The organism is Pseudomonas sp. FBCC-B1565, assembly GCF_059133265.1.
In genome coordinates, this window is sequence record NZ_CP101438.1 from 21,530 (window position 1) to 45,384 (window position 23,855).

Annotated in this window: 14 protein-coding genes; 12 read left to right on the forward strand and 2 right to left on the reverse strand. The window is 60.4% G+C overall.

Annotation, left to right across the window (positions count from 1 at the left end; translation table 11 throughout):
• Nucleotides 1-23 precede the first annotated feature (23 nt).
• From NL123_RS00070 to NL123_RS00125, 12 genes are all read left to right on the forward strand, one after another.
• Nucleotides 24-158 carry a hypothetical protein gene (locus NL123_RS00070; protein ID WP_494356995.1) on the forward strand — a complete coding sequence of 45 codons (135 nt, stop codon included), beginning with the start codon at nt 24-26 and terminating at the stop codon, nt 156-158.
• Nucleotides 155-1,003 carry a class I SAM-dependent methyltransferase gene (locus NL123_RS00075; RefSeq protein WP_494356996.1) on the forward strand — a complete coding sequence of 283 codons (849 nt, stop codon included), beginning with the start codon at nt 155-157 and terminating at the stop codon, nt 1,001-1,003. Before NL123_RS00070 ends, NL123_RS00075 begins: the two co-directional genes overlap by 4 nt.
• Nucleotides 1,004-1,025: 22 nt before the next feature.
• Complete coding sequence (locus NL123_RS00080; protein ID WP_494356997.1) at nt 1,026-2,720, forward strand: class I SAM-dependent methyltransferase; 1,695 nt, start codon at nt 1,026-1,028, stop codon at nt 2,718-2,720.
• The gene (asnB, locus tag NL123_RS00085; RefSeq protein WP_494356998.1) at nt 2,680-4,728 is read left to right on the forward strand and encodes an asparagine synthase (glutamine-hydrolyzing); all 2,049 of its coding nucleotides are present in this window, start codon (nt 2,680-2,682) and stop codon (nt 4,726-4,728) included. The genes NL123_RS00080 and asnB (NL123_RS00085) overlap by 41 nt, the downstream gene beginning before the upstream one ends.
• A gap of 23 nt (nt 4,729-4,751) precedes the next feature.
• Nucleotides 4,752-6,725 carry an asparagine synthase (glutamine-hydrolyzing) gene (gene asnB / locus NL123_RS00090; protein ID WP_494356999.1) on the forward strand — a complete coding sequence of 658 codons (1,974 nt, stop codon included), beginning with the start codon at nt 4,752-4,754 and terminating at the stop codon, nt 6,723-6,725.
• Between the two features lie 46 nt (nt 6,726-6,771).
• The gene (locus NL123_RS00095) at nt 6,772-8,331 is read left to right on the forward strand and encodes a glycosyltransferase family 4 protein (protein WP_494357000.1); all 1,560 of its coding nucleotides are present in this window, start codon (nt 6,772-6,774) and stop codon (nt 8,329-8,331) included.
• Nucleotides 8,328-10,493 (forward strand): heparinase II/III family protein, encoded by a 2,166-nt coding sequence (locus NL123_RS00100; protein ID WP_494357001.1) that lies wholly within the window; start codon nt 8,328-8,330, stop codon nt 10,491-10,493. Before NL123_RS00095 ends, NL123_RS00100 begins: the two co-directional genes overlap by 4 nt.
• Nucleotides 10,486-11,631 carry a GumK N-terminal domain-containing glycosyltransferase gene (locus NL123_RS00105; protein WP_494357002.1) on the forward strand — a complete coding sequence of 382 codons (1,146 nt, stop codon included), beginning with the start codon at nt 10,486-10,488 and terminating at the stop codon, nt 11,629-11,631. The genes NL123_RS00100 and NL123_RS00105 overlap by 8 nt, the downstream gene beginning before the upstream one ends.
• Before the next feature lie 3 nt (nt 11,632-11,634).
• Entirely contained in the window at nt 11,635-12,729 is a 1,095-nt protein-coding gene (locus tag NL123_RS00110) for a glycosyltransferase (protein WP_494357003.1), read from the forward strand.
• Nucleotides 12,726-13,841, forward strand: coding sequence for a glycosyltransferase family 4 protein (locus tag NL123_RS00115; RefSeq protein ID WP_494357004.1), 1,116 nt, complete (start codon nt 12,726-12,728; stop codon nt 13,839-13,841). Before NL123_RS00110 ends, NL123_RS00115 begins: the two co-directional genes overlap by 4 nt.
• 171 nt (nt 13,842-14,012) lie before the next feature.
• Nucleotides 14,013-14,594, forward strand: a complete 582-nt coding sequence (locus NL123_RS00120) for a LemA family protein (RefSeq protein WP_494357005.1) — start codon at nt 14,013-14,015, stop codon at nt 14,592-14,594.
• Entirely contained in the window at nt 14,591-15,757 is a 1,167-nt protein-coding gene (locus NL123_RS00125; RefSeq protein WP_494357006.1) for a hypothetical protein, read from the forward strand. The genes NL123_RS00120 and NL123_RS00125 overlap by 4 nt, the downstream gene beginning before the upstream one ends.
• Here NL123_RS00125 and pbpC read toward each other — a convergent pair whose 3' ends face one another.
• Nucleotides 15,758-18,058, reverse strand: a complete 2,301-nt coding sequence (pbpC, locus tag NL123_RS00130) for a penicillin-binding protein 1C (RefSeq protein ID WP_494357007.1) — start codon at nt 18,056-18,058, stop codon at nt 15,758-15,760.
• A complete protein-coding gene (locus NL123_RS00135; RefSeq protein WP_494357008.1) occupies nt 18,039-23,843 on the reverse strand; it encodes an MG2 domain-containing protein in 5,805 nt (1,934 codons plus the stop codon). Before NL123_RS00135 ends, pbpC begins: the two co-directional genes overlap by 20 nt.
• Nucleotides 23,844-23,855 lie beyond the last annotated feature (12 nt).

Here is a 23,855-nt window from a genome sequence, read left to right on the forward strand (position 1 = left end):
ACTTCTGCAGCAGGAGCATTCAGATGGCGAACCTTGCGGCGGAGAACCCGCAGTGGCTGGCACGCAACATTATCGACGCCCGTGATGAACGATGGATTGGGCTGGACGTGTTGGTGCATGAGAGCCGCCGCCTGATCATCAATGAGGTCAAAGCATGAAGCTGAATTTTACCGACGAGTTACAGCGTGATTTCGCAACAGAGTTTGCCATTGCCGACCATGCCGCGCAGCAGGTCATGGCCTGCATCGGCGGCAAGGATTACTCGGTTCTGGAAACCCATTCCCCAGGCCTGAAAGGCTTTAACTGGTCCAACTACATCAACCTCAGTTCGATCCGCATGGTTCGTGCCTTGCGCATGCTGCGCCAGCACGTTCCACCAGGTGCACGGGTACTGGACTTCGGTGCCTATTTCGGCAACTGCTCGCTGATGCTGGCACAGGCTGGATACCAGGTGACCGCGCTGGACTCGTACGACAGCTACGGCGCTTGCTTCGATGACAACCAGCGATTGCTGATCGAGCAAGGCGTGCGGGTGCAGAACTTCGCGGACTTCCAGCCGGATAGCAGCTATGACGCCGTGGTACTCATGGGTGTGATCGAGCATGTGCCGCATACTCCGCGCCTGCTGCTGCGTGATCTGCACCGCTCGCTTGTCGCCGATGGCCTGCTGGTGCTCGACACGCCCAACCTGGCCTATATCTACAACCGCCAGAAACTGGCACGTGGGCAGTCGGTCCACCCCCCGATCCAGAGCCAGTTCGCCACCGAATTGCCGTTTGAGGGGCATCACCGCGAATATACCGCCGACGAGATCGAGTGGATGCTGCAGGCCTCCAACTTCAGCGTGCTTGAGTCGCAGGCCTTCAATTACAGCATCTATGGCTTGACTGAACTGATGGGTACCGACCTGGAAAACTACCAGGCCATGCTGGCTGACCCGACCCAGCGTGAACTGCTGATTTACGCAGCGCGCGCGGGCGTGGCGGAGACAATTGGCGAATGAATTTCACGAGGCGGACTACTTAATGTCGATTGACCAGACCGCCGGTGACTTGGCTGGCGACCTTGCCCGCCTGATCGTTGTCCTGACCACCCTGCAGGACGATGATACCAGCGCTCCGCAGATGACCATCGGGACACCCTTCAGCACTATGAGTCAGTCCGACTGGGGCGAGGCTGTGCAATGGTGGAACCGTGAGGGCCGCCCGCTGATAGTCGAGTTGGAACGCCGCGGCTGTCCGGCCTGTGGCACGGAGCACGATCAGCGGCTGATCTTTCAGTCCTATGATGGTTATGGCTATGAAGAGTGTGGCCAGTGCGGCTGCTGGCACGTCCCGCTGAAGGTCGATGCTCGCCTGTTCGAGCGGTTCTTCCAGGCTTGCCCGCAGGCGGAGAAAGTCCTCCAGCGCTCCTTTCACAAGCGTATGTCTGCCGAAAACCAGCAGGCCGACTTGGCTCGCTTCAATGACTATTTCACACGCCTGAGTGTGCTGTTCAACCCACGGCAAGGGCTGCGCTACCTGGACATGGGCTGCGGCCTGGGCAACTCCCTGATTGCCGCCCGTGAGCACGGCTTCGATGGCTTGGGCGTTGAGTCTTCGCGTGAATGCCTGAAGATCTGCCAAGATGCCGGGCTGCAGGTACTGCATGATACCCAGATGCCAACGGGGGTCTTCGATCTGATCAGCTTCTGGGAGTCACTGGAGCATATGGTCGATCCTGCGCAGATGCTGCTGAGTTGCCACCCGTTGCTGGCCGATAATGGCGTGCTGGCCTTCACCATTCCTAATCTCGATTCACCACTGCTGCGTGCTCAGCGCGGTGATTGCAGCGTGGTGCATGGTGGCTACGACACGCCGGGACATATCAACCTCTTTGGCGCTGCGCAGGTTCGTCACCTGCTGGAGCGTTGCGGTTTCGAGTTGTTGCATATGGATGGGCAATATGGGATGAGCCTGCCGGAGCTCGCTTCCTACATGCTTGGCCGACACCGTGGAGCTGCCGACCTGCTGGTTGGACGTGGCGAATCGCAGCAATTGCCGGTTACGGCGCGCGCACTGCTCAACTCCATAGGCCCGGCGGTTTCGTTGCTCGAGCGTTTCTCGCTGACGGCACCGATTCTCTTTGTCGTTGCTTGTCGTAAAGGCGATGGTGCCGCGTTAGAACCCCATCGTCGCGCCATGGCACAACAGCGCCGTGCTGAACTGCTGGCCCAGGCCGAACCCATGGCGCAATCCGGAACGGCTGCGCAAATGATCGAGCTGAACCAGCACGTGCAGCGCCTCCAGGCAGAGGCTGGCAACGCCGCGGAGGCGCTGAGCCTCGAAATGCTTCGTGCGCAAGAGCAACAAAAGCGGGCTACCGAACTGCAGCAAGAGTCGCAGCAGGAATTGCTGCGACGCAGTGAGCAATTGAGTCGGATGGCCGAGGTAATCAACCAGGAAATGGCCCATGCCGCTGAGCGCGAACGCGAGATCGTCGAACTGCGTCAGGGCCTGGCGCATCTGGAAGAAGAGGTGAGCCGACGCGATGCCGCGCTGGCCGAACAAGCTGACCATGCACAGCAACTGAACCTGAGGCTGGTGGCAGCAGCAGATGAGCACGCCATTCTGTTGGCCAGGTTGCAGCGGATCAGCCGCAACCTGGCTTATCGGTTGTCCCGCCGGCTTGGAAGGCTTTTTGGCCGCCAGCAAGACGACATCAACCACAACGAACGCTGAGAATAATCGAATGTGTGGAATCACGGGCGCTTTCAACCCGCAGTCAAAAGTGTGCGATGACCGGACGTTGATCAATATGCGTGATCGCATGCTGCATCGGGGTCCAGATGGCGCAGGGATCTGGCGGGAGCGGTATGAGCGTTGTGTGCTGGGGCATCGCCGGCTGTCCATCATCGATCTGTCCACGGCCGCCACGCAGCCGATGGCGAACGAAGATGCCACGGTGGTGCTGAGCTTCAACGGCGAGATCTATAACCATGCCGCGTTACGCCGTGAGATTTCCGCGATTCGGCCGTTCGTTTGGCGCACCGATCACTCCGATACCGAGGTGCTATTGCGTGCCTACGAGGTGTGGGGCATCGACTGTGTGCAGAAACTTCACGGCATGTTCGCCTTCGCCGTCTATGACGCGCGTAATCCCAATGCGCCCGTGCTGCATCTGGCTCGCGATCGCGCCGGCAAGAAACCGCTGTACTTTACCCGCACCCGTTCGGGCGAGTGGCTGTTCGCTTCGGAGATCCGTGCGTTGTTCGGCCATCCCGCAGTATCGCCGCAGATGGATCAGACCGCGTTCTCACACTACCTGACCTTTATCGTGACGCCAGCACCGCTGACCTTGTTCAAGGGCATCTTCAAGCTGCCGGCTGGGCATCTGATGACTATCGATGCGAACGGTAAAGCCAAGGCGCACAAGTACTGGGACTGCATACCCAGCGCTGCGGACATTATCGAGCGTACGGATGAACAGGCCGTGGCCGAGATGACGTCATTGCTGCGCCAGTCCATCGAGCGCCGCATGGTCTCGGATGTACCCTTTGGCGTCCTGCTTTCCGGTGGTGTGGACTCCAGCCTTAACGTGGCGCTTATGAGTGAGCTGCGCAGCGATCCGATCAAGACCTTCTCGATTGGTTATGAAGGTGAAGAGGAGACCAACGAGTTCAAGTATGCCCAGCGGGTGGCTGCGCGTTATCGTACCGAGCATCACGAGATGCTGATCAATCACCGCGACGCGCAGGATTTCCTGCCTGAGATGGTGCGCCTGCAAGACGAGCCCATTGCTGACAACGTCTGCATTCCCCTGTACTTCTTGTCGAAGCTGGTGCGTGACAACGGCACCACCGTCGTCCAGGTGGGAGAGGGTGCGGACGAGAACTTCTTGGGTTACTGGTGGTGCGACCATTATCGCGATAAAGCGATGAACATGTATAACCCGGCGCTGCCCGGCGGCGGGATGCCTTGGTGGCGACGATTCGTCTCCCAACCCAGGGCGCTTCTGCCAGCGGTGACCACTGAAGACAAAGAAATCCAGAAGCGCGCGCGCGCTGGTCAGGAACTGTTCTGGGGGGGCGCGGTGTGCTGGTGGGGCGGTATGCGCGATCAGCTCACGCCAAACATGGACATTTTTTCCAGTCAGATCGACTGCCCGGTTGAGGGTCTTTTGCCCGACTCCCATCGCAGCACCGACAGCCATGCAGTGGTAGAACACTACATGTCGCAGATCAAGGGCAAACTGTTGCAGCCGGATGTTCTGCAAAAGATTCCCTATCTGGAAATGAAACTGCGCCTTCCCGAGCATCTGCTGATGCGCGTCGATAAACTGACCATGGCGCACTCCATCGAGGCCCGTACACCGTATCTGGATCACGACATCATCGAGTTCGCCCGCACCCTGCATCCACACCACAAACTGCGTAACGGCGTCGGCAAGCATGTGCTGAAAAAAGCCGCGGAGCCTTACCTCGATCACGACATGATCTACCGCAAAAAACAGGGCTTCGGCGCCCCCATGGAGGCGTGGTTCAAGCAGGAAGACTTCGGTCGCCGCTGCATGGCCGCATTCGAACGTTCGCGTCTGGTACGCGAAGGCTTCTTCGACAACGGCTACTTCCGAGACATGCTCAAGCACCAGATGGGCACGGGCGGTGGCTACAGCTTCCATCTCTGGACGGTACTCAATGCCGTGCTTTGGCATGAATCCTGGATCGAGGGGCGAACCGATTGCTTCTGATGCTGTTTTCGAGAACCTGAGCCATGTGCGGAATCAGCGGAGTGTTTGTTGCGCAAGGGAGGGGATCGGTTTCCGACGCGTTAGTGATCAGCATGCGCGACAGCCTGAGTCACCGTGGGCCTGACGCGGCTGGCTTGTGGATCGACGCGTCACGGCGCCTGGGTCTGGGGCACCGGCGATTGTCGATTGTCGATCTCGACGACGCCTCTACGCAGCCGATGTCGGATGCTGAGCAATCCGTGGTCGTTGCCTTTAATGGTGAGATCTATAACCACGTAGCGTTGCGCCATGAACTCGAAGTCGCGGGTCATCGGTTCCGTACTGCACATTCGGATACCGAGGTGCTGGTGCAGGGTTACCGGGCGTGGGGATGGGAAGGGTTGCTTCAGCGCCTGCGAGGCATGTTCGCAATCGCACTTTGGGATAATTTGCAGCGCGTCCTGTATCTGGGGCGTGACAGGGTCGGCATCAAGCCGCTTTACCTGCACGCCAGCGATGGTCGCCTGCTGTTCGCCTCCGAAATCAAGGCGATCCTGCAGGTGCCCGACGTGGTACGGGACATAGATCCAATTGCCATGTACCACTACCTGAGTGGCATGGTCACGCCAGCACCCATGACGATGTTTCGTGGTATCCAGAAGCTGCCAGCAGGTTGCTATCTGCAGCTTGTCGACGGTGGCCGCATGGAGTTCAAGCGCTACTGGCATCCAATGCTCAATCCCCCTTCACTGCCGGCTACCCGCGATGAAGCGGTGCGCAGCATCCGTGCGAGCTTCGACGCCTCTGTGGTCGAGCATATGGCGGCTGATGTCCCGGTGGGTGTTTTGCTGTCCGGTGGCGTGGATTCCAGTTCGCTGCTGGCTGGCATGGCGGCGCACGCGAGCGGCAAGGTGCATTCCTTTTCGGTCGGCTACGACGGATTTCCGGAAATGGACGAGCGCGAGTATGCCCGTGATATGGCCCGTCACTTTGGCGCCGAGCACCACGAAGTATCAGTGACCCGGAACATGTTTGAAGACTCCTGGGCCGACATTCTTTATCACCAGGATGAGCCGTTGGCTGATTGGGTCTGCGTGCCGCTTTATCATGTCTCCAAGTTGGCTGCGGGTCAGGTCAAGGCCGTGCTGGTGGGTGAGGGGGCTGATGAATTGTTTGCCGGTTACAGCGGTTATCTGCGATATCTGAAATTGCACCGGCGCTTCTGGCAACCCTATCGCATGCTCCCCAGAGCCATGCGCCACGGGGCTGGCTGGTTGGCCAGACAAGCAGGACGTGATGGTTTGTCCCACGCCTCTGGGCTGGACTTCCTGATTCGTGCCAGTAGTGACAAAGAATGCTTCTTTGGGGGGGCTGCGACCTTCTGGGAAATCCAGAAAAGCGCCTTGCTCAACAAGAGTGCTATCGACTTTGGCGGCAGTTCCGGACCACTGGATGACAGCCTGCTGCGTGTGGCCGACAGTAACGTGGTAATGGCTGCGGCAGCGGCCATGCTGCCAGCTGGGGATATCGAGCAATTGCGGCGCATGACCCAACTGGAACTCAGCTATAGACTGCCCGAGCTGCTGCTGATGCGGGTAGACAAGATGACCATGGCGCATTCGATTGAGGCACGCGTCCCTTTTCTTGACCATCGTATGGTGGAGTCCGCCTACGCCATGCCTGCTCACTGGAAGCTGGAAGGCGGCCGCACCAAATCACTGTTCAAGGATGCCGTGCGCGGGCTGATTCCCGACCGCGTCATCGACCGTACCAAAGTGGGCTTCGGCGCACCGGTGGCCTATTGGCTCAAGGGTGAGTTCGGTCGTCGTGTAGAGTACGAGATCAACCAGTGCGCGCTGTTCAAGCGTGGCTGGTTCAACCCCGGCTATATTCGCGAGTTGTTCGAGGCACACCGCAGTGGCCGTGGCGACTACGGCACCAATCTGTGGGTGCTGTACAACCTGGCAGGCTGGTACGACCGCTGGATCGACACACCGAACGCGCGGGGTGGGCGCTGATATGGTAAGGCACTTGCTGATCTGTGACGGCGGGCCTCCAGAGGGCATGCAACTGCCTGCCGACGTCGAAACGTGGTCACACGCTGATTTTGCTGCCACTGTGCGTGGCCCGGGAATGCGCCGCCACTTACTGCGTTACACATCGGTGACACTGACGCTTGCGCATCTTGGGCTACGCCCGCGCCCGCTGCTGGTGATGGTGGTTCTGCGTCTGCTTAGCCACGGTAGTGTGATGATCGTCGACCCGCACCAGCGGCAGCTGAAAGTGGGCTTCCTTGCACTGCTGCGTCAGGCGTTCGCTACGCTCGGCGAGGCGCTGCGCCTGCCCCGCGAGCTCGCAGAAGTGAACCGTGAATTGGCCCATCTACGGGGCTGTGCGCAGCGTCGCAGCGCCGCATCGCCGAAACCCGGTGCTCCGTGCCTGTACCTGAAAACCGACCTATGGTTCTCGACCCAAGTGGGTGGCTCTGTCACGCACATGGCCGGAGTGGTCAACAACTTGGGCGATGTCACAGGTGTTGTGCCGTTGGTGTTCGCCACCGTGGGTAATCCTATTGTCGATCCTTGCCTCACCGTGCGCATTCTTTTGCCCGCCCCGGCTTTCTGGGATTTCCGTGAGTTGCCAGCGTTGTTGTTCAGCCGCTCCGCCAGCGCCGAGGTAAGCGCGGTAGTAGGTGCCGAACGCCCCTCGTTTATCTACCAGCGCTATAGCTTGAACAACTATGCAGGCGCCAAGCTGGCACTGGAGCTGAATGTACCGCTGGTGACAGAGTACAACGGTTCCGAAGTCTGGATCAGCCAGCACTGGGGTAAGCCAGTGGCGCGCCTGAAACTGTCCGAGCAAGTTGAGCAGCTCAACCTGGAAGCCGCCGATCTGATCGTGGTGGTCAGCGATGTCCTGCACCAGGACCTGATTGGGCGTGGCGTGCCCGTTGAGCGAATTCTGGTCAATCCCAATGGCGTGGATGCGACGGCTTTTCATCCAGACATCGATGCGTCGGACCTTCGTCGGACCCTGGCCCTTGAGGGCAAGACGGTGATCGGTTTTATCGGCACCTTCGGACCTTGGCATGGCACCGAGGAACTGGTCGAGGCCTTTTCCCTGCTGCTGGCGAGCCAGCCGCAACACTATGAGAATCTGCGTCTGTTGCTGATGGGGAAGGGTGCCCGCCATGCTGCAACGCTGGAAGCCTGCAAGCGACTTGGCGTTCTTTCGCAATGCGTATTTACTGGCCAGGTGCCGCAGAAGGACGCACCTCGTTACCTGGCCTGTTGTGATTTATTGGTCGCGCCTCATGTGCCCAATCCTGATGGCACACCATTCTTCGGTTCACCCACAAAACTGTTCGAATACATGGCTATGGGGCGACCTATCGTGGCATCGGCACTCGGTCAGATCCAGGAGGTTCTGCAGCATGGCAGCAGCGCCTGGTTAGTGGAGCCGGGCCATGCTGCTGCGTTGGCCGAGGGCTTGGCTCACGTGTTGGAGCAGCCTGACTTTGGCCGCTCCCTGGGTGAGCGTGCACGCCAGGAAGTGCTGGAAAAACATACTTGGCGTCACCATACGCAGCGGATCGTATGCGCACTTGAGCGCATCTGTTTATGAGTTGGCCAACCCGGATTCGCCGACTGCTGCGCCATCCGCCTGCGCAGATTGCTCGTCGCGTCACTGCCTATGCGCTGCGCAACTGGGCGCAAGTCAGGCTGCAGGCGCGGGACCGTTTTTTGCCTACATTTGGCGGCGATGTTCCCGAGCAGCCTCTGCAAGCGCTGCTGCCACCTATCACTGCGCAAATGCTGGAGCCTTGGCGTGCAGTACTGACTGCCGACAGCGAGCGCTTACTGGAGCACCGCTTCGACCTGCTCGGCGCTTGGGACATACAGCCCGTTGCAGGATTCCGTGCGGCCGGACTGGAAGGGCACCGCTATGACATGCCGGCAATCCAAGGAAGCAATCCAGCCAACCGTCGCCATGCGACACGCTTGCAGCGTTTGATTTCGCCCGGCTACCAGTCCATCGACTGGCACCTTGACCTGCGTTCAGGCTACCGCTGGTCGCCGGTTACGCCTTCGGCGCTAATTCGCTACGGCCACATTCTTGGCGTCGACGTCAAGCTGCCCTGGGAGCTGGCGCGTATGCAACATTTGCCACGGCTGGCCCTGGCAGCAGCGGCCCACCAGTTGGCTGCAGATCAGGCGGCGAGTGAGCGTCTACGTCTAGAGTTTCAGGATCAGGTGCTGGATTTCATTGCGTGCAACCCGCCCCGCTTCGGTGTCAACTGGTCCTGCACCATGGACGTGGGAATTCGTATCGCCAACCTACTGCTGGCCCACGATATTTTTATAGCCGCCGGCATGCGTTTCGCGCCGGACTTCGACATCGAATTCAAGCGCAGTGTACTGGCCCACGGTCGTCATATAGTCACCCACCTGGAATGGTTCCCCCACCTGCGCAGCAACCATTACCTGGCCAACTTGGCTGGTTTGCTGTTTGTTGCGGCCTACCTGCCGCCCAGCGCAGAGACTGATGCGTGGTTGATGCTGGCGGCCAATGAGTTGGGTAAGGAAATGTTCGTGCAGTTCCAGGCGGATGGCAGCAATTTCGAAGCTTCAACCAGCTACCACCGGCTGTCGGCTGAACTCGTGCTGTTTCCCGCTATATTGGCGCGCCGCGTGGCGGCGCGGCTTCAGGCTCTGAACTCCGCTATCCTCGACGACGGCCTGGATGCCTCGGGCCCGGGCGTGCTGCCGGCTCAGCGCAGTGTGCCTGCGGCTCACGCGCTGCATTCAGAAGAGGCCCTGCGGCACTTGGTCAGAATGGCTGATTTTTCCCGTGGGATCACCCGACCAGACGGCGGAGTCGCTCAGGTTGGTGACAACGATAGCGGGCGCTTCTTCAAGCTCACTCCCGATGCGTTACACGATGCGCCCTGGAAGGATGGACATGCGGTGTTTATCGATTGCGTGGCGCAGTTGCGCAAGGGGCCAAGACCTCCACCGGCTTCACTGGACGCACTACTCTTACAGGCGCTGGCAGGCCCCCTTGGGCAAGGACAGGGCGGCGAGCCAGAGACCGCGCTCGATGCGTTGTGTGCGTTCGACAATTTCGGTCTGTATGTCTATCGCCGTCCGAGGCTCTGGTTGTCGTTGCGCTGCGGCTCCGTCGGGCAATTGGGGAATGGCGGCCATGCGCATAATGACCAGTTGTCGTTTGAGGTCTGCTTTGACGGTGTGCCGTTCATTCTCGATCCGGGTACCTATGGCTATACGGCGCTGCCGGATCAGCGCAACGCATTCCGCTCCAATCGGGCACATGCCACGTTGAGTGTTGGATCCGGCGAGCAGAATGATTGGCTGGAGGGTATTACCGGTTTGTTCAGCCTGTCACGAGTCGCGCGCACCCGCGTGATCCGGGCCACCGAAGACGGTTTCTGCGGCGAGCATGACGGGTTTGCCGCTACGCATCGACGCAGTGTGGCGTACCTGGACGATGGCTTCGAGGTTGTCGATGAGTATGGCGCCGGTGCGGGCGAGTTGGCATTCCCGCTGGCCCCGCAGATAAGAGTGCTGCGCGATGAGCAGGGCTGGTTACTGATCTCTGATGGCAGGCAGGTCAGGCTGGAGATCTCCGCTGGACAGGCCGCGGTGGAAAAGGGGGCCTACTCACCCGGTTATGGCTGCAAGGTGGAGACTCAAGTTATCCGTGTTCGTGATGTACCCGCGCGTTGTGTCTGGAGCATGCGTTTGTTGGAGCCTCTTCATGGTTAAGCGAGTTCTGCATGTAGGCATTCACTGCTGGACGTCGCCGATGCGCGTGGGCAGTCATGCCATCGCTACCCAGTTCGTGGAGCAGGGCTGGGAAGTCGCCTATGTGGCTGCACCTATCTCAATCATCAACTTTCTACGTCCAAACTCATTGGTATTCCAGACACGTCTTCAGGAGTACCGGGCTGGCGGGCAGGGTGACCTTGACGGCAAGCTTTGGCACTACGTTCCGTTCTCGTTGTTAGCACCCTCCAATCGTCGTTTTCTGCGCTCGCCCTGGTTGTTTTCACACTGGAACAAGCTGAGTTGGCCCAACGTGAGTCAGGTTGTGCGTGATGCCGGTTTCGGCGAGGTCGACTTGCTGTTTCTGGACAGCATCTATCAGCCCGCCTGGCTGGATGAGATCCGCTACAAGCGCTGCGTCATGCGCCTGGCTGACTACAACGCCGGCTTTGAGGGTTATGGTGCCGGCGCTCTACAGAGCGAAATGAGCACAATGATGCGCGCCGATCTGGTGGTTACCGCCTCGCAAGGCTTGTCACAGTGGGCGTTAGAGCATGGCGCGCGGGAGGTAATGTACCTGCCCAATGGCGTTGATTGCGAGCGCTTCGCCGGGGAGCCGCCGCTGCCCGATGAATACGCTGCACTTGCGGGCCCGATTGCCGTATTCGTTGGTGATATCAGCAGCTGGGTTGACCTGGCTATGGTGGAGGCTTGTGCCCGTGCGATGCCGGACGTCAGTTTCGTGCTGATCGGCCCCTGTGCCAATACGCCGACCAACATGTCGATCAACGTGCATTTCCTTGGTGTGCGGCCTCACCAACAAATGGCCAGCTACCTGCGACATGCCCATGTGGGACTGATCCCCTTTCACCTGGAAGCGTGCAGTTCACTGATTGCGAATATTCATCCACTCAAACTCTATGAGTACCTGGCGGCTGGCCTGCCGGTAGTTTCCAGCCGTTGGGCAGAATTGGAAAACCTGAAGAGCCCGGCCGTGCTGTGTTCATCGACGGACGAGTTCATTGTGGCGGTGCGTGCTGCGCTGTATGAAACAGGCCAGGAGCCTCGTTATCAGCACTATGCGCAATCGGCCTCCTGGCCCAACAGGCTGGCACCCCTGTTTTCGTGGGTCGAGTAAGCGATGAGCAACTACATTCTCTACGACTATTTGCAGGTCAGCGGTGGAGCAGAGCGGCTATCCATTGACTTGGCCAAGGGGCTGCCTGACTACCAACTGGTGGTCTCGCGAGTTTTTGAACAAGCGCGTTATCTGGCTGCAGAGCAGGAGCTAGGCGCAGAGGGGCTACGTTGCCTGGGTTCGACTTCTACCCGCTCACTACCCCGAGTGGCCGAGGCACTGGCGTGCTTCACGCTGCGCACCGGCTTTCTGCGCGACGCTCAGACGGTGATCTACAGCGGCTTGTATGCGCCCCTGGCGGTTACCCACCAGCTCAGCGGCACACGTATTTATTACTGTCACACGCCACCCCGCTATCTCTACGACTGGCGCGAACGTTATTTGCAGCGCTTTGCACCGCCGCTGCGTCCCCTGGCAACGGTTGCCTTTGATGCCTTTCAGCGGCGTTACGAGGGAGCACTTGCGCGTATGGACCGTGTAATTACCAACTCGGAAAGTGTGCGCAAACGCCTGCGTCTACACTTGGGACTGGAGTCGGAGGTGATTCATCCACCTGTGGATACCGAACGTTTTCGATGGACAGAGCAGGGCGATTACTTCATTTCCCTGGCGAGGCTGGAATGTCATAAACGGGTTGATACCATTATCAAGGCTTTTCTCGAGTTGCCTGATCAGAAGCTGGTAATTGCGTCTGGTGGTCGGGACGAGCTGGCGTTGCGAAAACTCGCCGATGGCGCTGCCAACATCCACTTTACCGGTTGGCAAAGCGAAGCCAGTTTACGTGCCTGTATTGGTGGTGCGCGTGCAGCGATCTATGTGCCGACGGATGAAGATTTCGGTATGTCGCCCGTGGAAGCGATGTCTGCTGGAAAGCCCGTGATCGGTGTACGTGAAGGTGGCTTGATAGAGACTATAGTGGACGGTGTGACCGGACTATTGCTGGAGCCGGAGTTGGACGTGGAATCTTTGCGCGATGCGATCAACAGCCTGAATCCTGCGAGAGCACTTGCCATGCGATGCGCGTGCGAGATACAGGCTGAAAAATTCTCGAAAAAAACCTTTGTAGATCGCATGGCGGCGATTATTCGGAGCTCATGAAAGTACTTCACTTTTATAAAACCTCAGTGCCCTGGTCGATGGGCGGAATCGAGCAGGTTATCCACCAGATCGCCCTGGGCGCAGCCAAGCAGGGTGTGCAGACAGACGTACTTTCTTTGACGTCCAAACAGGTTCCGCGCACGGTTGATGTCGGGGGGTACCTGGTGCATCACGCCAGGATGGATCTGCAAATCGCCTCAACCGGATTTTCGATCTCGGCGTTCTTGCGCTTTTATCAACTCGCGCGCAGGGCTGACGTTATTCACTACCACTTTCCATGGCCCTTCATGGACGTGGTGCATTTCATCACCAGAATCAAAAAACCCACGCTGGTGACTTATCACTCCGACATCATCCGCCAGAAACAGCTGCTGAAACTCTACAGACCTCTGAAACGCTGGTTCTTGCGCGACGTCGACCGTATCGTGGCAACCTCGCCGAACTACCTGGCCACCAGCGCAGTCTTGGCACGCTATCGAGACAAGGTTTCAGTGATTCCCATCGGCCTGGACCGTGAGACCTATCCAAAGGCGGATCCGGAAACGCTCAAGGCCTGGCGCACGAAGGTGGGGCAAAAATTCTTCCTGTTCGTCGGTGTGATGCGTTATTACAAAGGCCTGCACATCCTGATGGAAGCGGCCCGAGGCACTGAATTCCCCATAGTCATTGTCGGTGCGGGGCCAATCGAGGATGAACTCAAGGCACAGGCTCGCGCCTTGGGGCTGGATAATGTGCATTTCTTCGGCCAGTTGCCTGACAGTGACAAATTGGCGCTGCTGGAGCTGAGTTATGCCGTGGTCTTTCCTTCGCACCTTCGCTCGGAAGCTTTCGGCATATCTTTATTGGAAGGTGCTATGTATGGAAAGCCGATGATTTCCTGCGAGATAGGTACCGGTACCACCTTTATCAATATATCCGGTGACACTGGGCTAGTTGTGCCACCGGGCGACCCTGCCGCGTTACGAGGCGCGATGCAATACCTTTGGGAGCATCCCGAAGACGCACGTATTTGGGGGCTGCGAGCAGAGGAGCGCTATTGGAAGTATTTCACAGCTGAACGGATGGTTACCGACTACATCACAATCTACCGTGAGCTGATGCAAGGTCGTTGAGAGGCTGATCCAACAAGACGTGCACTTACTTGAAGCGAGCCCCGGCACTTAGGGCAGGCATCTCCCATTAGCGACCTCTTGTCGGTTCTGTGGGCCAGTGCCCGCCGCGCGATCCGGTTTTACCCCTAGAATGCGACCCTGTGGATAACTCAGCCAGGGAATGCCTTCACCATGAACATCGAACTCCTTATCGCCGGCGTCGTCGTGCTGATCATTGGCGTCGGCCTGGTGGGCTGGATGGTGGGGTTCTACAACGGGCTGGTGATGCGGCGTAATGATGTAGATAAGGCCTTTGCCAACATCGACGTGCTGCTCAAGCAGCGGGCCGATCAGATCCCGGACCTGATGCGTGTGGTCCAAACCGCTATGAACCACGAGAACGCCCTGTTCACGCGCTTGAGTGAAGCTCGCCAGCAGTACCTTAATGCCAGCAGCCTCAACGACAAGGTCGATGCCTCCAACCAGCTCAACGCGGCGATCAAGTCGGTGATTGCGGTGGCGGAGGGGTATCCCACGTTGATCTCGGGACCGAACATGGTCGCGCTGCAACAGGCGATCTCGTCGGTGGAGGAGCGCATTGCCGACCGGCGTGAGTTCTTCAATGAGTCGGTCAACCTCTACAACATTGCCATTGCAGTGTTCCCCGACCTGTTCTTTGCGCGGTTGCTCAGTTATCAGCGCATCCCGTTGCTGGCGATCAGCGCCGAAGAAACCCGCTACGAAGGTGTGAAGCTTGAGGTGCCAGGGGCATGAAGACCACGCCGGTAGGCGCCGTGGTGAAAAAGCCGAAGTGGAAAATCGTGCTGGCGCTGGTGATTCTTGCGGGCTTTATCGGTTTGCTGATCTACGCCCCGATGACGGTTGTCGCGTTGTTTTTCCCGATGTTCCTGCTGATCTGCCTCCTGGCCAGCTTTGGTCCGAGCTTCTACAAGACCGAGCAGCGGCTGGCGACGAGCCAGATTCGTTCGCTGGCGATGGGCTTGGTGGAGCTGCGTGGCAAGGTAATGGTGGACAAGCCGTTGTTGTCGCCGGTGCATCACAAGCCTTGCGCCGGCTACGTGTGGATTATCGAGGACGGCGAGAAGGATGACGACGGGCGCTGGAGCTGGAGCCGGTCCAAGAGCGAGGCGTGCTGCAATGACTTTCGCCTGCAGGATGCCAGCGGCGAAATCCCTGTGATTGCCGAGGGCATCGATCTGTTCGGCAACAAGTCGCCCGACGATTACGAGTCGATCGGCAGCTCCCGTCGCCAGGGTGAAATCCTCCTTATCCAGGACCTCGATGTGATGCTGATCGGTGATGCCTGCGAACGGGACGGCCAGACCGTGATTGCCCAGGGCAAATACCCCAAGGCCGTGTTCGGTGTGGCGCTGACCGAGGATGTGGAAAGCCGCCGCGTGCTGGCGCCGCTGTGGCGTGCGGGCGGGTTCTATGCCGCCTTCGCAGGAATGATCGGCGTGGGCATCATGGCCCTCACACCCGAGCAGATTACCCAGTTGCATTTGCCGCGTCCGGACACCTATCAACAGATGGTAGAACTCGGCCCGCTGTATCGTTTGCTGGCCTGGTTGTACCGCGAAGGTGGTTTTCAGATTCCGTTCATGGCCGCGTTTGGCTTCTTCCTGGCGATCATCATGGTAATGATGACCACCCGATTGGTCCTGCCCAAAGGCATACGCATGGCCGTGGGTCGTGTGTTGGGGGCGTGGATGGGGCTGGGCATGGTGATTGGCGGCGTAGTGACCCTGCTACTGTTCGTGGCCCATGTGGATACGCTGAAGCTGTTTCTGGTGTGGATGCTGATCCTGCTGGGTACCCTGGTGTTTTCTATCTTTGAACAACGAAAACTGGCTGCGGCGTACAACCATTTTGCCAAGCGTGTGGGCAAGGCGAGCTTCGGCGACGAAGATACCTGATCACGGCACAAACTCCACCTTCAACCCCCGACTCGCACTGCGCCCCTGATCATCACTGACCCGCAGCCGATACTCCCCCGACTTGCCCGGCCGCCAGTTCAGTGTGGCTTGCGGCGAACCCTGGCCGATCAAGGTTTGATCAGCAAACCAATACAGCGTCGCCGCATCGCTGGCCGCGTTGGCATTCAACGGGATGCTTTCCTGGGGTTGAGACAAGCGCAACTGGTAGCTCACCTGGGTCAGCGGCGAGCGGATCTGCGGCGCTTCGCTTTGATCACTCAGGCGGTTGGGCTGGCAGTTTTTCAGCACGTTGGGCGGCGTGCGCCTAGGCAGGCCGGCGGCGCGGTACAGGCGTTGCACGTCGCTGGGCCAGAATTCGAAGACTTCTTCGCGGGTGTACTGCGGCTCGAACGGCGGGCAGGCGGCCTTGCCGGTGCGGGTGTCGATCAGCACCGGGCGGTGCAGGTTGGACACGCGAATCGGCGAGACGCCGGGGATGTACCAGGTCTTGCGGGTTTGCGGGCACCAACGGTTGGGCAGTTCGCCGGACGCGGCGCAGACGTCGATGCGCACCAGCCCGGCGGGCGGTTTGTCGGGCTTGATGACGGTGTTGGGCAAGGCCAGGGGCAGGGCGTCGGCGATGCGGAAGAACAGCGGCGCAGCGGTCTTGGCACCGATAAACGCCGGGTTCGGACGGCCATCGAAGTTACCCACCCACACCACCAGCACGTAAGGGCCGACCAGCCCGGCACTCCAGGCATCGTGAAAGCCCCAGGAGGTGCCGGTTTTCCAGGCGGTGCGCCAATGTCGGCCGGGCAGGCCATCCGGGCGTGGATTACGGCGCAGCATGTCGCGCACCATGAACGCGGCCTGGGGCGTGAGCAACGGCGCGCCGGTGGACTGCGGTTGTTCCTGCAAGTAGCGCAGCGGCCGCAGGTGCCCGTCACCGGCCAGCATCACATACAGCCGCGCCAGTTCTTCCGGGGTCATCTCGCCGCCACCGAGGGCCAGGGCCAGGCCGTAGTGGCTCTCGTCGCGCAGGCCCTTGATGCCGGCGCGTTGCAGCAGTCCATACAAGGAGGGCGATTTGACCTGGCTGGCGAGCCACACCGCAGGAATGTTGCGACTACGAATCAACGCATCTCGCGCTGTCAGTGGGCCGACAAAACTGCCGTCGAAATTTTCCGGCTGGAAGTAGCCGAAGTTACTGGGCAAGTCTTTAAGGATGCTCATGGGGTGGATGACCCCCTGATCCAGCGCCAACCCGTAAAGAAACGGTTTGAGCGTCGACCCCGGTGAGCGTCGCGACAGCACGCCATTGACCTGACCGTGCAGGCTTGTGGATAAGTAATCCGCCGAACCTACCAGTGCCTTGACGCTCTGGTCGCGGCTGTCGATCAGGATGGCCGTGGCGTTTTCCACCCCCGTGCTGCGCCGCTCGGCGATAAACCCGGTGATCAGGCGTTCGAGCAATTGCTGCAACGGCAGGTTGAGGGTGCTGTTCAGCTCATTGCCGGCTTGGGAGGCCAGCAGGTGTTCACTCAAATGCGGGGCGAGGAACGGGATCTGCTGACGGTTGCGCGCTTCCAGGGGCAAATCGAGCAAACTGTCGTTACGCGGGTCCTGGGGATAAGTCTCGCGCCAGTCCGCCATCAAGCGCAGCCGCGCATGTTGCAGTGACGGCCCGAAGCGCGCCCGCCGCCCCGGCTGCTGCGGAATCACCGCCAGCGCCAGCGCTTCGGACAACGACAACTGCGCCGCCGACTTGCCGAAGTAGATGCGGCTCGCCGCCTCGGCCCCTTCGATATTGCCGCCCATGGGCGCCAGGTTCAGGTAGGCCTCAAGGATGTCGTGCTTGCTGTAGCGCGCCTCCAGCCACAGCGCCAGCACCATCTGCTGCAACTTGCCTGGCACCTGGCGCGTGTTCAGGTCCCACAGGCGCCGGGCCAGTTGCATGCTCAAGGTCGAGCCGCCCTGGCGCTGGCCACCGCTGTAGGTGGCCATGGCCGCCCGCAGCAACGCCGGGGGATTGATCCCCGGGTGCCAGTAGAAATTGCGATCTTCCTTGAGCAGCAAGGCTTCGACCAGTGACGGCGATATCCGCTCCAGGGGTAGCCACAGGCGGTATTGACCGTCATCCGCCAGCGTCATGCGCAACAGCGAACCGTCGTCGGCCAACACCACCCGCGATGAGGTGACAGCCTGTTCCAGCGGGGCATGGGGCCAAAGCCGCAGGCCCACCAGCACCACCGCCGCTACGAGCAGCGGCGGTGCCAGGCGTTTAAGGCTTGGTAATTTCAAGCTGGCCTACTTTGCCGCGCCCTTGCAGGGTGGTTTCGTACATGCCTTCGGCGTAGGCCGGTGGCGTGTTGAAGGTACCGGCGTTGGTGGCGCGCACGCGGTAGACGAAGGTGCCTACATCACGTAGCGCGGTGCCGTACAACACCACGCGATCATCACGCACATCCACATACTCCGGCTGCCAGTTGCTCAGCTCGGTTTCACCGATGGGGGCTTGCCAGCTTTGTTCTTCCTGGCTGTCTGCCTCCACATACTCGGATTCTTCACCCTCACTTTCCTCCGTGCTGGCGGCTTCCGGCTCTGGCGGCAGGCTATACACCGGCTCGACACCGCCGGGCAGCAGGTCGACCACGGCCACTTGTTGCACCTGATCGCGGTCGGTAGCGCGCAGGCGCAGGCGTATCAGGAACTCATCACCCACCGCGACCTTGCTCACCGGCTCGCCCTTGAGGTCGAGGTATTCGTGGATGATTTCCAGGCCATTGTTGATCGGCTTGAGCTTGGCGCCCTTGTCGAAACCGGCTTCGCTGAGCATGTAGAACGCGGCTGGGCCGTCGGATTTCTCCATCACTAGCTTTTGCGTGGCGCCCGGCACGGCGGCGCGCGGTGGCTGACCGGCCATCTCCAGCAATTGCTGTTGCTTGTCACCCAGCCAGGCAGTGGCCTTGAGGGTCATGTCGCTTTGCGCACGCTGGCCGTAGTTGTCCAGGGCACGCAGCAGCAGTGCCGCAGACAGCGAGTTGTAGCGCTGCTCGTTGAGGCGCTTGCCGAGTTTATCCAGCAGCGCTGCAGGCACATCGTCCATCAGCTCCGGGAAATGTCGCGCCAACAGGTGCAGGTGTTCGGCGTCATGAACCAGCGGGTCGTAGTACAAACCGTCGCTGTCCCACTTATCCACAAGGGAACGCCATGGAATCTTGCGGAACAGGGTATCGGCCTGGCGATCCTGCTTGAGCAGCTTGTAGCTGGCAGCCAGGTAAGCGGCGCCGAGGTCGTTCTGCCAGCTGTCCTTGAAGTAGCTTTCGTAGCGTTCGCGGATATCGCTCAATGCACCACTCACCAGAATCCCCTGACGGCTCAGCAGGTAACTGGCGTAGGCGCGGTTGCGCAATTCCGACAGGCCTTCGCTAGGACCGTTGGCCAGGTCTGTCAGGTACGCGTTCGAGCGCACCAGCAGGTCTTCCGGCACTGGCAGCCCGCGCTCCTTGGCTTCGGTCAGGAAGTCGGTGGCGTAGAGGCTAGCGTAGGGCGCCACATCGGGGTTGGCCGCCCACAAGCCAAAGCCACCGGCCTGGTTCTGACGCTGGCGCAGCATGCGTACCGCACTGCCGAAAGCGTGCTCGGCTTCAGGCGCATTGCCGCCCCAGATCAACGCCGGCATGGCCTTGGACACCAGTTGCTCGGTGCAGGCATAGCCGTAGTCGTCCAGGTAGTGCTTGAGGCCGTTAGCCCATACCAGCGGCGAGGCAGCCACACCCAGTTGCACATCGCGCAGTTGGCTGAACAGTTCGCGGGTCGGTTTCAGCTCTTTGCTGGCGCTGTCGAAGCGGCCCAGGCTCAGGGCGACGCGATGTTCGCTCAGCGGGCGGATCGAGGTGGTTTCGGCGACCTGGATGCGCTTGCCATCCGGCAATACCGCGACAAAGCGCAAATCCGCCGAGCCGAGGGTGTCACCGACCTTGATCTTGAACTCGGCCGTGCCTTCCTTGCGCGGTTGCAGAGACAGCGTGCTGCCCTTGTCACCCTGCACCACCAGACCGTTGCTGGTCTGCACTTCAAACTTCACGTCCGCCGCTGCGTCGAGGTTGCTGAACACCCCGGCGCTGACGTTGAACACATCCCCCGGCGCCACAAAGGCCGGCACGTTCGGCGTGATCACGATGGGCCCGCGTACGTCGGTACTGGCTTCGCTCACACCCACGCTGTCACTGTCCACGGCCACCGCAAACAGGTGCAGCTTGCCGTTGAAGCTGTCCGGCACCTGGTAATGCAGCACGGTTTCGCCGGCCGGCAAGTCCACCAGCCCGGACCACCAGGCCACTGGCGGCTGATGTTTACGCTTGAACGGGTTGAGGTGATTGGCCAGCGCACCTTCCGTATCACCACCCGGCGCCGCCCCACTGAGCAAACGGCTGAATTCCGGCAGGATCAGGTCAAGGATCTGACTGGTGCCGACTTCCAGCGCACGCTTCTGGAAGAAGAAGCCCAGCGGATCCGGCGTCTGATAGCGCGCCACTTGCAGGATACCTTCATCGACGGCGTACACCACGGCCCGACCCGGGCGGTCGGCGTTGACCTTGATATCCAGCGTCTGCCCCGGTTCGATCTTCGCCGGGCCTTCCACCTTCAAGGCCATGCGCCGCGCATCCAGGTTGATGCTGAACGGCACCACGCCATAGGACAGCGGGCTCATGTACACCTCGGCCGAGCCCATGTCGCGCACAAACTGCACGTTGACGTAGGCATTGCCCTCAAGCCCTGCGGGAACACGGATATGTTGCACGCTGTTGGTGCTGTCGGCCTTGAACCACTGCTGGGTGTAGACCTTGTCGCGCTCGATGGTGATCAAGCCGGCGCCGGTGTACGGGGCACGGATACTGATGGCGATCTCATCACCGGTGGCGTAGCTGCGTTTGTCCAGGCGCAGTTGCAGTTCGGCGTTGCGTTCCAGGGAGCGCGAGGTGTTGCCACGCCCGGCCACGCTGTAGTCGATCTGGTTCAGCAGGTTGCCGTTGGCGTCCTTGAGTTGCAGGGTAAAGTCGCCCGGCGCTGAGGTGTTCAGGGTCTGCTTGGCGCCTTCTTTCGTCATCACCAACGGTAACGCGGGCTGGCTGATGTTCTTGATGCGTGACTCGTACTTGTAGGTGCCGTTGGACTGTTTCACCAGCACCGACACATAACGGTGCTCGACCACTTCACTGGTCAGGCCGTCCACCGCCAGCGGTGTCAGGTCTGGCGCGACAGCCAGCCATTGCACTTGGCGCGGTGCATCCTTGGCGACGTACGACAACGAATCCTGACTTTTCACACCCACCAGGTAGGGCGCGGACGACACCAGCAAGGCACTTTGCGCCGCCACATTGCGACCGCCTTCAGCCTCGAACACCTGGGTCATCACCTGTAAACGATAGGTGCTGTTGGCGAAGCGCTGCAGGTTGAGGTCGAGCACGGCCTGGCCGTTGTCGTCGACGGTGGTTTCGGCCAGGTCTTCGGTCGTGGCGTCTTCCAGGGCATCGTTAAGGCGGAAACGGTAATCCGGGTAGCGATCAAAGGCCGCAAGCGTTGGGCTCAGGGACATTTTTGCCGTCACGCGTCGGCCGGACGCCGGGGCGCCGAACAGGTGCATGGCGGTGACCTTGGCCACCACTTGGTCCGGTGGAATCCAGCCCTGCACCGGCGTGTCATGCAGGCTCAGGCTGACCTTCATGCGGTCCGGCTCGAAGTCGCGGACCTTGAAGCTCACGCTGCCCAGGTCGGTGCGGGTCTGTTCCTGGCCAATCAACTGCAAGGTCGCGGTGTACTCCCCGGCGGGGGCGACTTCGCTGCTGGGGAAATCAAAGGTTTCAAAGCCACTGGCGGACAGCTTCAGCGGCTGGCGAATCACCTCCAGCCCACGCGGGTCGGTAATTTGCAGCTCCACCGGCAGGCCTTGCAGCATGCCCTTCCAGTTGCCGCTGCGCACGATCATGCCCAGGTGCGCGGTTTCGCCGGGCCGGTACAGGCCACGGTCGGTAAACAGGTAGGCGCTGAGGCGATCAATCGCACCGTCTTCTTCCAGGCCGCCGACGTCGAAACGCGACAAATCCAACTGTTGGGACTGGCGGGCGATCGGTAGGAACGACTGGTCATTGCCGCGCGTGACCACGTACATCAGCGGCGTTTTCTCACGACGCAATTCATCCAGCTTGGCGAAGTGCGCATGGCCTTCGGCGTCGGTGCGGCCACTGCTTACCGGCAAACCGTTGCGACCGATGATGTCCACTTGTGCATCGGACACCGGCGAGCCATTGCCGATGGACTGCACGTACACGTCATGGCTGCCATCGCTGGAGCGCTTGGCGATGATGCCCAGGTCCGTCACCACGATGAAGCGCAGGTCGCTGGTGCTGCTGCGGTCGTACTCGAACGTGCGCGTGGCCGGGTCGTCCTGCGGGCTGAGCTTGAGCACGAAAATGCCGCGCCGACCGCCGTTGGCCGTGAGGTAGTGGCTGAGGTCGACATTGTCGTAGACGGTTTTCGCCGGGTCATTGGACGACAGCGGGATATCCAGCGACTGACGCTCGACCATGCGATCAAAATATTCGTTGCCGAAGTTCGGCCGGGCAAAGCTGCCGCTGCTCTGGTCCACCAGGTGTTGCAATTGGTTGGGCAGCAGGCGGGCGATTTCCACATGGGCGCCGGGCACGCCACGGGCCATGAAGCCCAGGCGTTTTTCGCCGTTGAGGCTGAGCAAGGCGCCGTCGGACAAGAACTGCAAGGTACGCGGATACGCCGGCATGCTGATCAGCGACGCCGTAGGATTTTTTGCCAGATAGCCGCCGATGGCTTCCAGATTGGCGGGTACGCGCACATACACCGCGCGACCGGCCGGGGCCTTGAACTTGAAGGCGTGCAGGGTGTTCAGCGGCTCGACGCTGGGCACGTGGGTCAGGTTGACCTTGGTGCTGCGGGCGAGCAGAGCGTCATCGATGTCGTTGCTGCTGTAGGGGCGCGTGTCGTCCTGGGCTTTTTCCGGCAGGAGCCAGGCCTGCACCTTACCGGCGATGGTCTCATCGGCCACGGCGCTGGAACTGCTGAACATCAGCACCGGCTCCGGCTCGCCACGTTGGTTGTCGACAAAGCTCACTTCGGCGCCGGTAAAGGTCAGGCGATAGCGACCGGGCACGGTGACTTCCGCCACCAGCGGTGCGGTGCTGGCGTTGCCGCCGTCGCGGGCCTTGATGCCTTCGTCGAGCTTGGCGTTGACCGGCGTGCTTTCCAGCGGCGTGGCCAGGGCAGCGGAGCGTACGTAGGCGTTGAGTTTCTTCTCGTCGAAGGTGATTTCCGGCCGGTTGGGCAACTGGGCGTCGCGGTAGGCCAAGCCTTTGCCGAGGGTTACTGTGACGCGCTTGCGTAGGCTGTCTTCATCTACCGGGTGGGAAAAACGGAAGGTCGCCACCAGCTGTTTCAGCGTCGGGTTGGACGGGTCCTGGTACAGCTCGTTTTGCGCCAGGGTGGCGCGGAACGGTTGGGTGGAGAACTGCGCGCTGTACTGGTCCAGCAATACGCCGTCGGCGAGCAAGGTTTTCTTCGCCATTTCGAGGGTGTAATGGGCATCGATGGGCCAGTCTTTTTCCGGTACGAACAACAGGCTGCGGTCGTCCGCCCAGCGCCAGGTGCCCGCGACCGCAGGTTTGAGGGTGATGCCCTCGGTGACCGGCTTGCCGATGGCCGCCAGCGGGGCCACGGATTCGCCGAAACGCACCTGCAAGTTATCCACAACCGGCGTGGGTTGGGTGTAGTCGGTGAGGTTCGGTTTGTGCAGCGAGTAGCTCGCGGTATGCGGTTGCGGCAGGTTGGAATACCAGTGCCAGCCGTAGAAACCAGCTGCCGCCAGCAACACCAGGCCTACTACGCCGGCACCGGTTTGACGTGGATAAGCACGGGCCTTGCTGCCCAAGTTCGCCAGCCCACGGCCAACGGCACGCAGCCAGACCGGCGGATGCCATTGACCAAAGACGGCCCCCACCACAGTCAATAACGCGCCGACAATACGGCGGCTGATCGCTTTGAACGAATCGAACATGGTGAGCATCCC

Coding starts and splice junctions, on each gene's coding strand:
- NL123_RS00095 (WP_494357000.1), top strand. CDS start 6,772: ATGCAACTGCCTGCCGACGTCGAAACGTGGTCACACGCTGATTTTGCT.
- asnB (WP_494356999.1), top strand. CDS start 4,752: ATGTGCGGAATCAGCGGAGTGTTTGTTGCGCAAGGGAGGGGATCGGTT.
- NL123_RS00135 (WP_494357008.1), bottom strand. CDS start 23,843: ATGTTCGATTCGTTCAAAGCGATCAGCCGCCGTATTGTCGGCGCGTTA.
- NL123_RS00100 (WP_494357001.1), top strand. CDS start 8,328: ATGAGTTGGCCAACCCGGATTCGCCGACTGCTGCGCCATCCGCCTGCG.
- NL123_RS00080 (WP_494356997.1), top strand. CDS start 1,026: ATGTCGATTGACCAGACCGCCGGTGACTTGGCTGGCGACCTTGCCCGC.
- NL123_RS00105 (WP_494357002.1), top strand. CDS start 10,486: ATGGTTAAGCGAGTTCTGCATGTAGGCATTCACTGCTGGACGTCGCCG.
- NL123_RS00120 (WP_494357005.1), top strand. CDS start 14,013: ATGAACATCGAACTCCTTATCGCCGGCGTCGTCGTGCTGATCATTGGC.
- NL123_RS00075 (WP_494356996.1), top strand. CDS start 155: ATGAAGCTGAATTTTACCGACGAGTTACAGCGTGATTTCGCAACAGAG.
- NL123_RS00110 (WP_494357003.1), top strand. CDS start 11,635: ATGAGCAACTACATTCTCTACGACTATTTGCAGGTCAGCGGTGGAGCA.
- NL123_RS00125 (WP_494357006.1), top strand. CDS start 14,591: ATGAAGACCACGCCGGTAGGCGCCGTGGTGAAAAAGCCGAAGTGGAAA.
- NL123_RS00115 (WP_494357004.1), top strand. CDS start 12,726: ATGAAAGTACTTCACTTTTATAAAACCTCAGTGCCCTGGTCGATGGGC.
- NL123_RS00070 (WP_494356995.1), top strand. CDS start 24: ATGGCGAACCTTGCGGCGGAGAACCCGCAGTGGCTGGCACGCAACATT.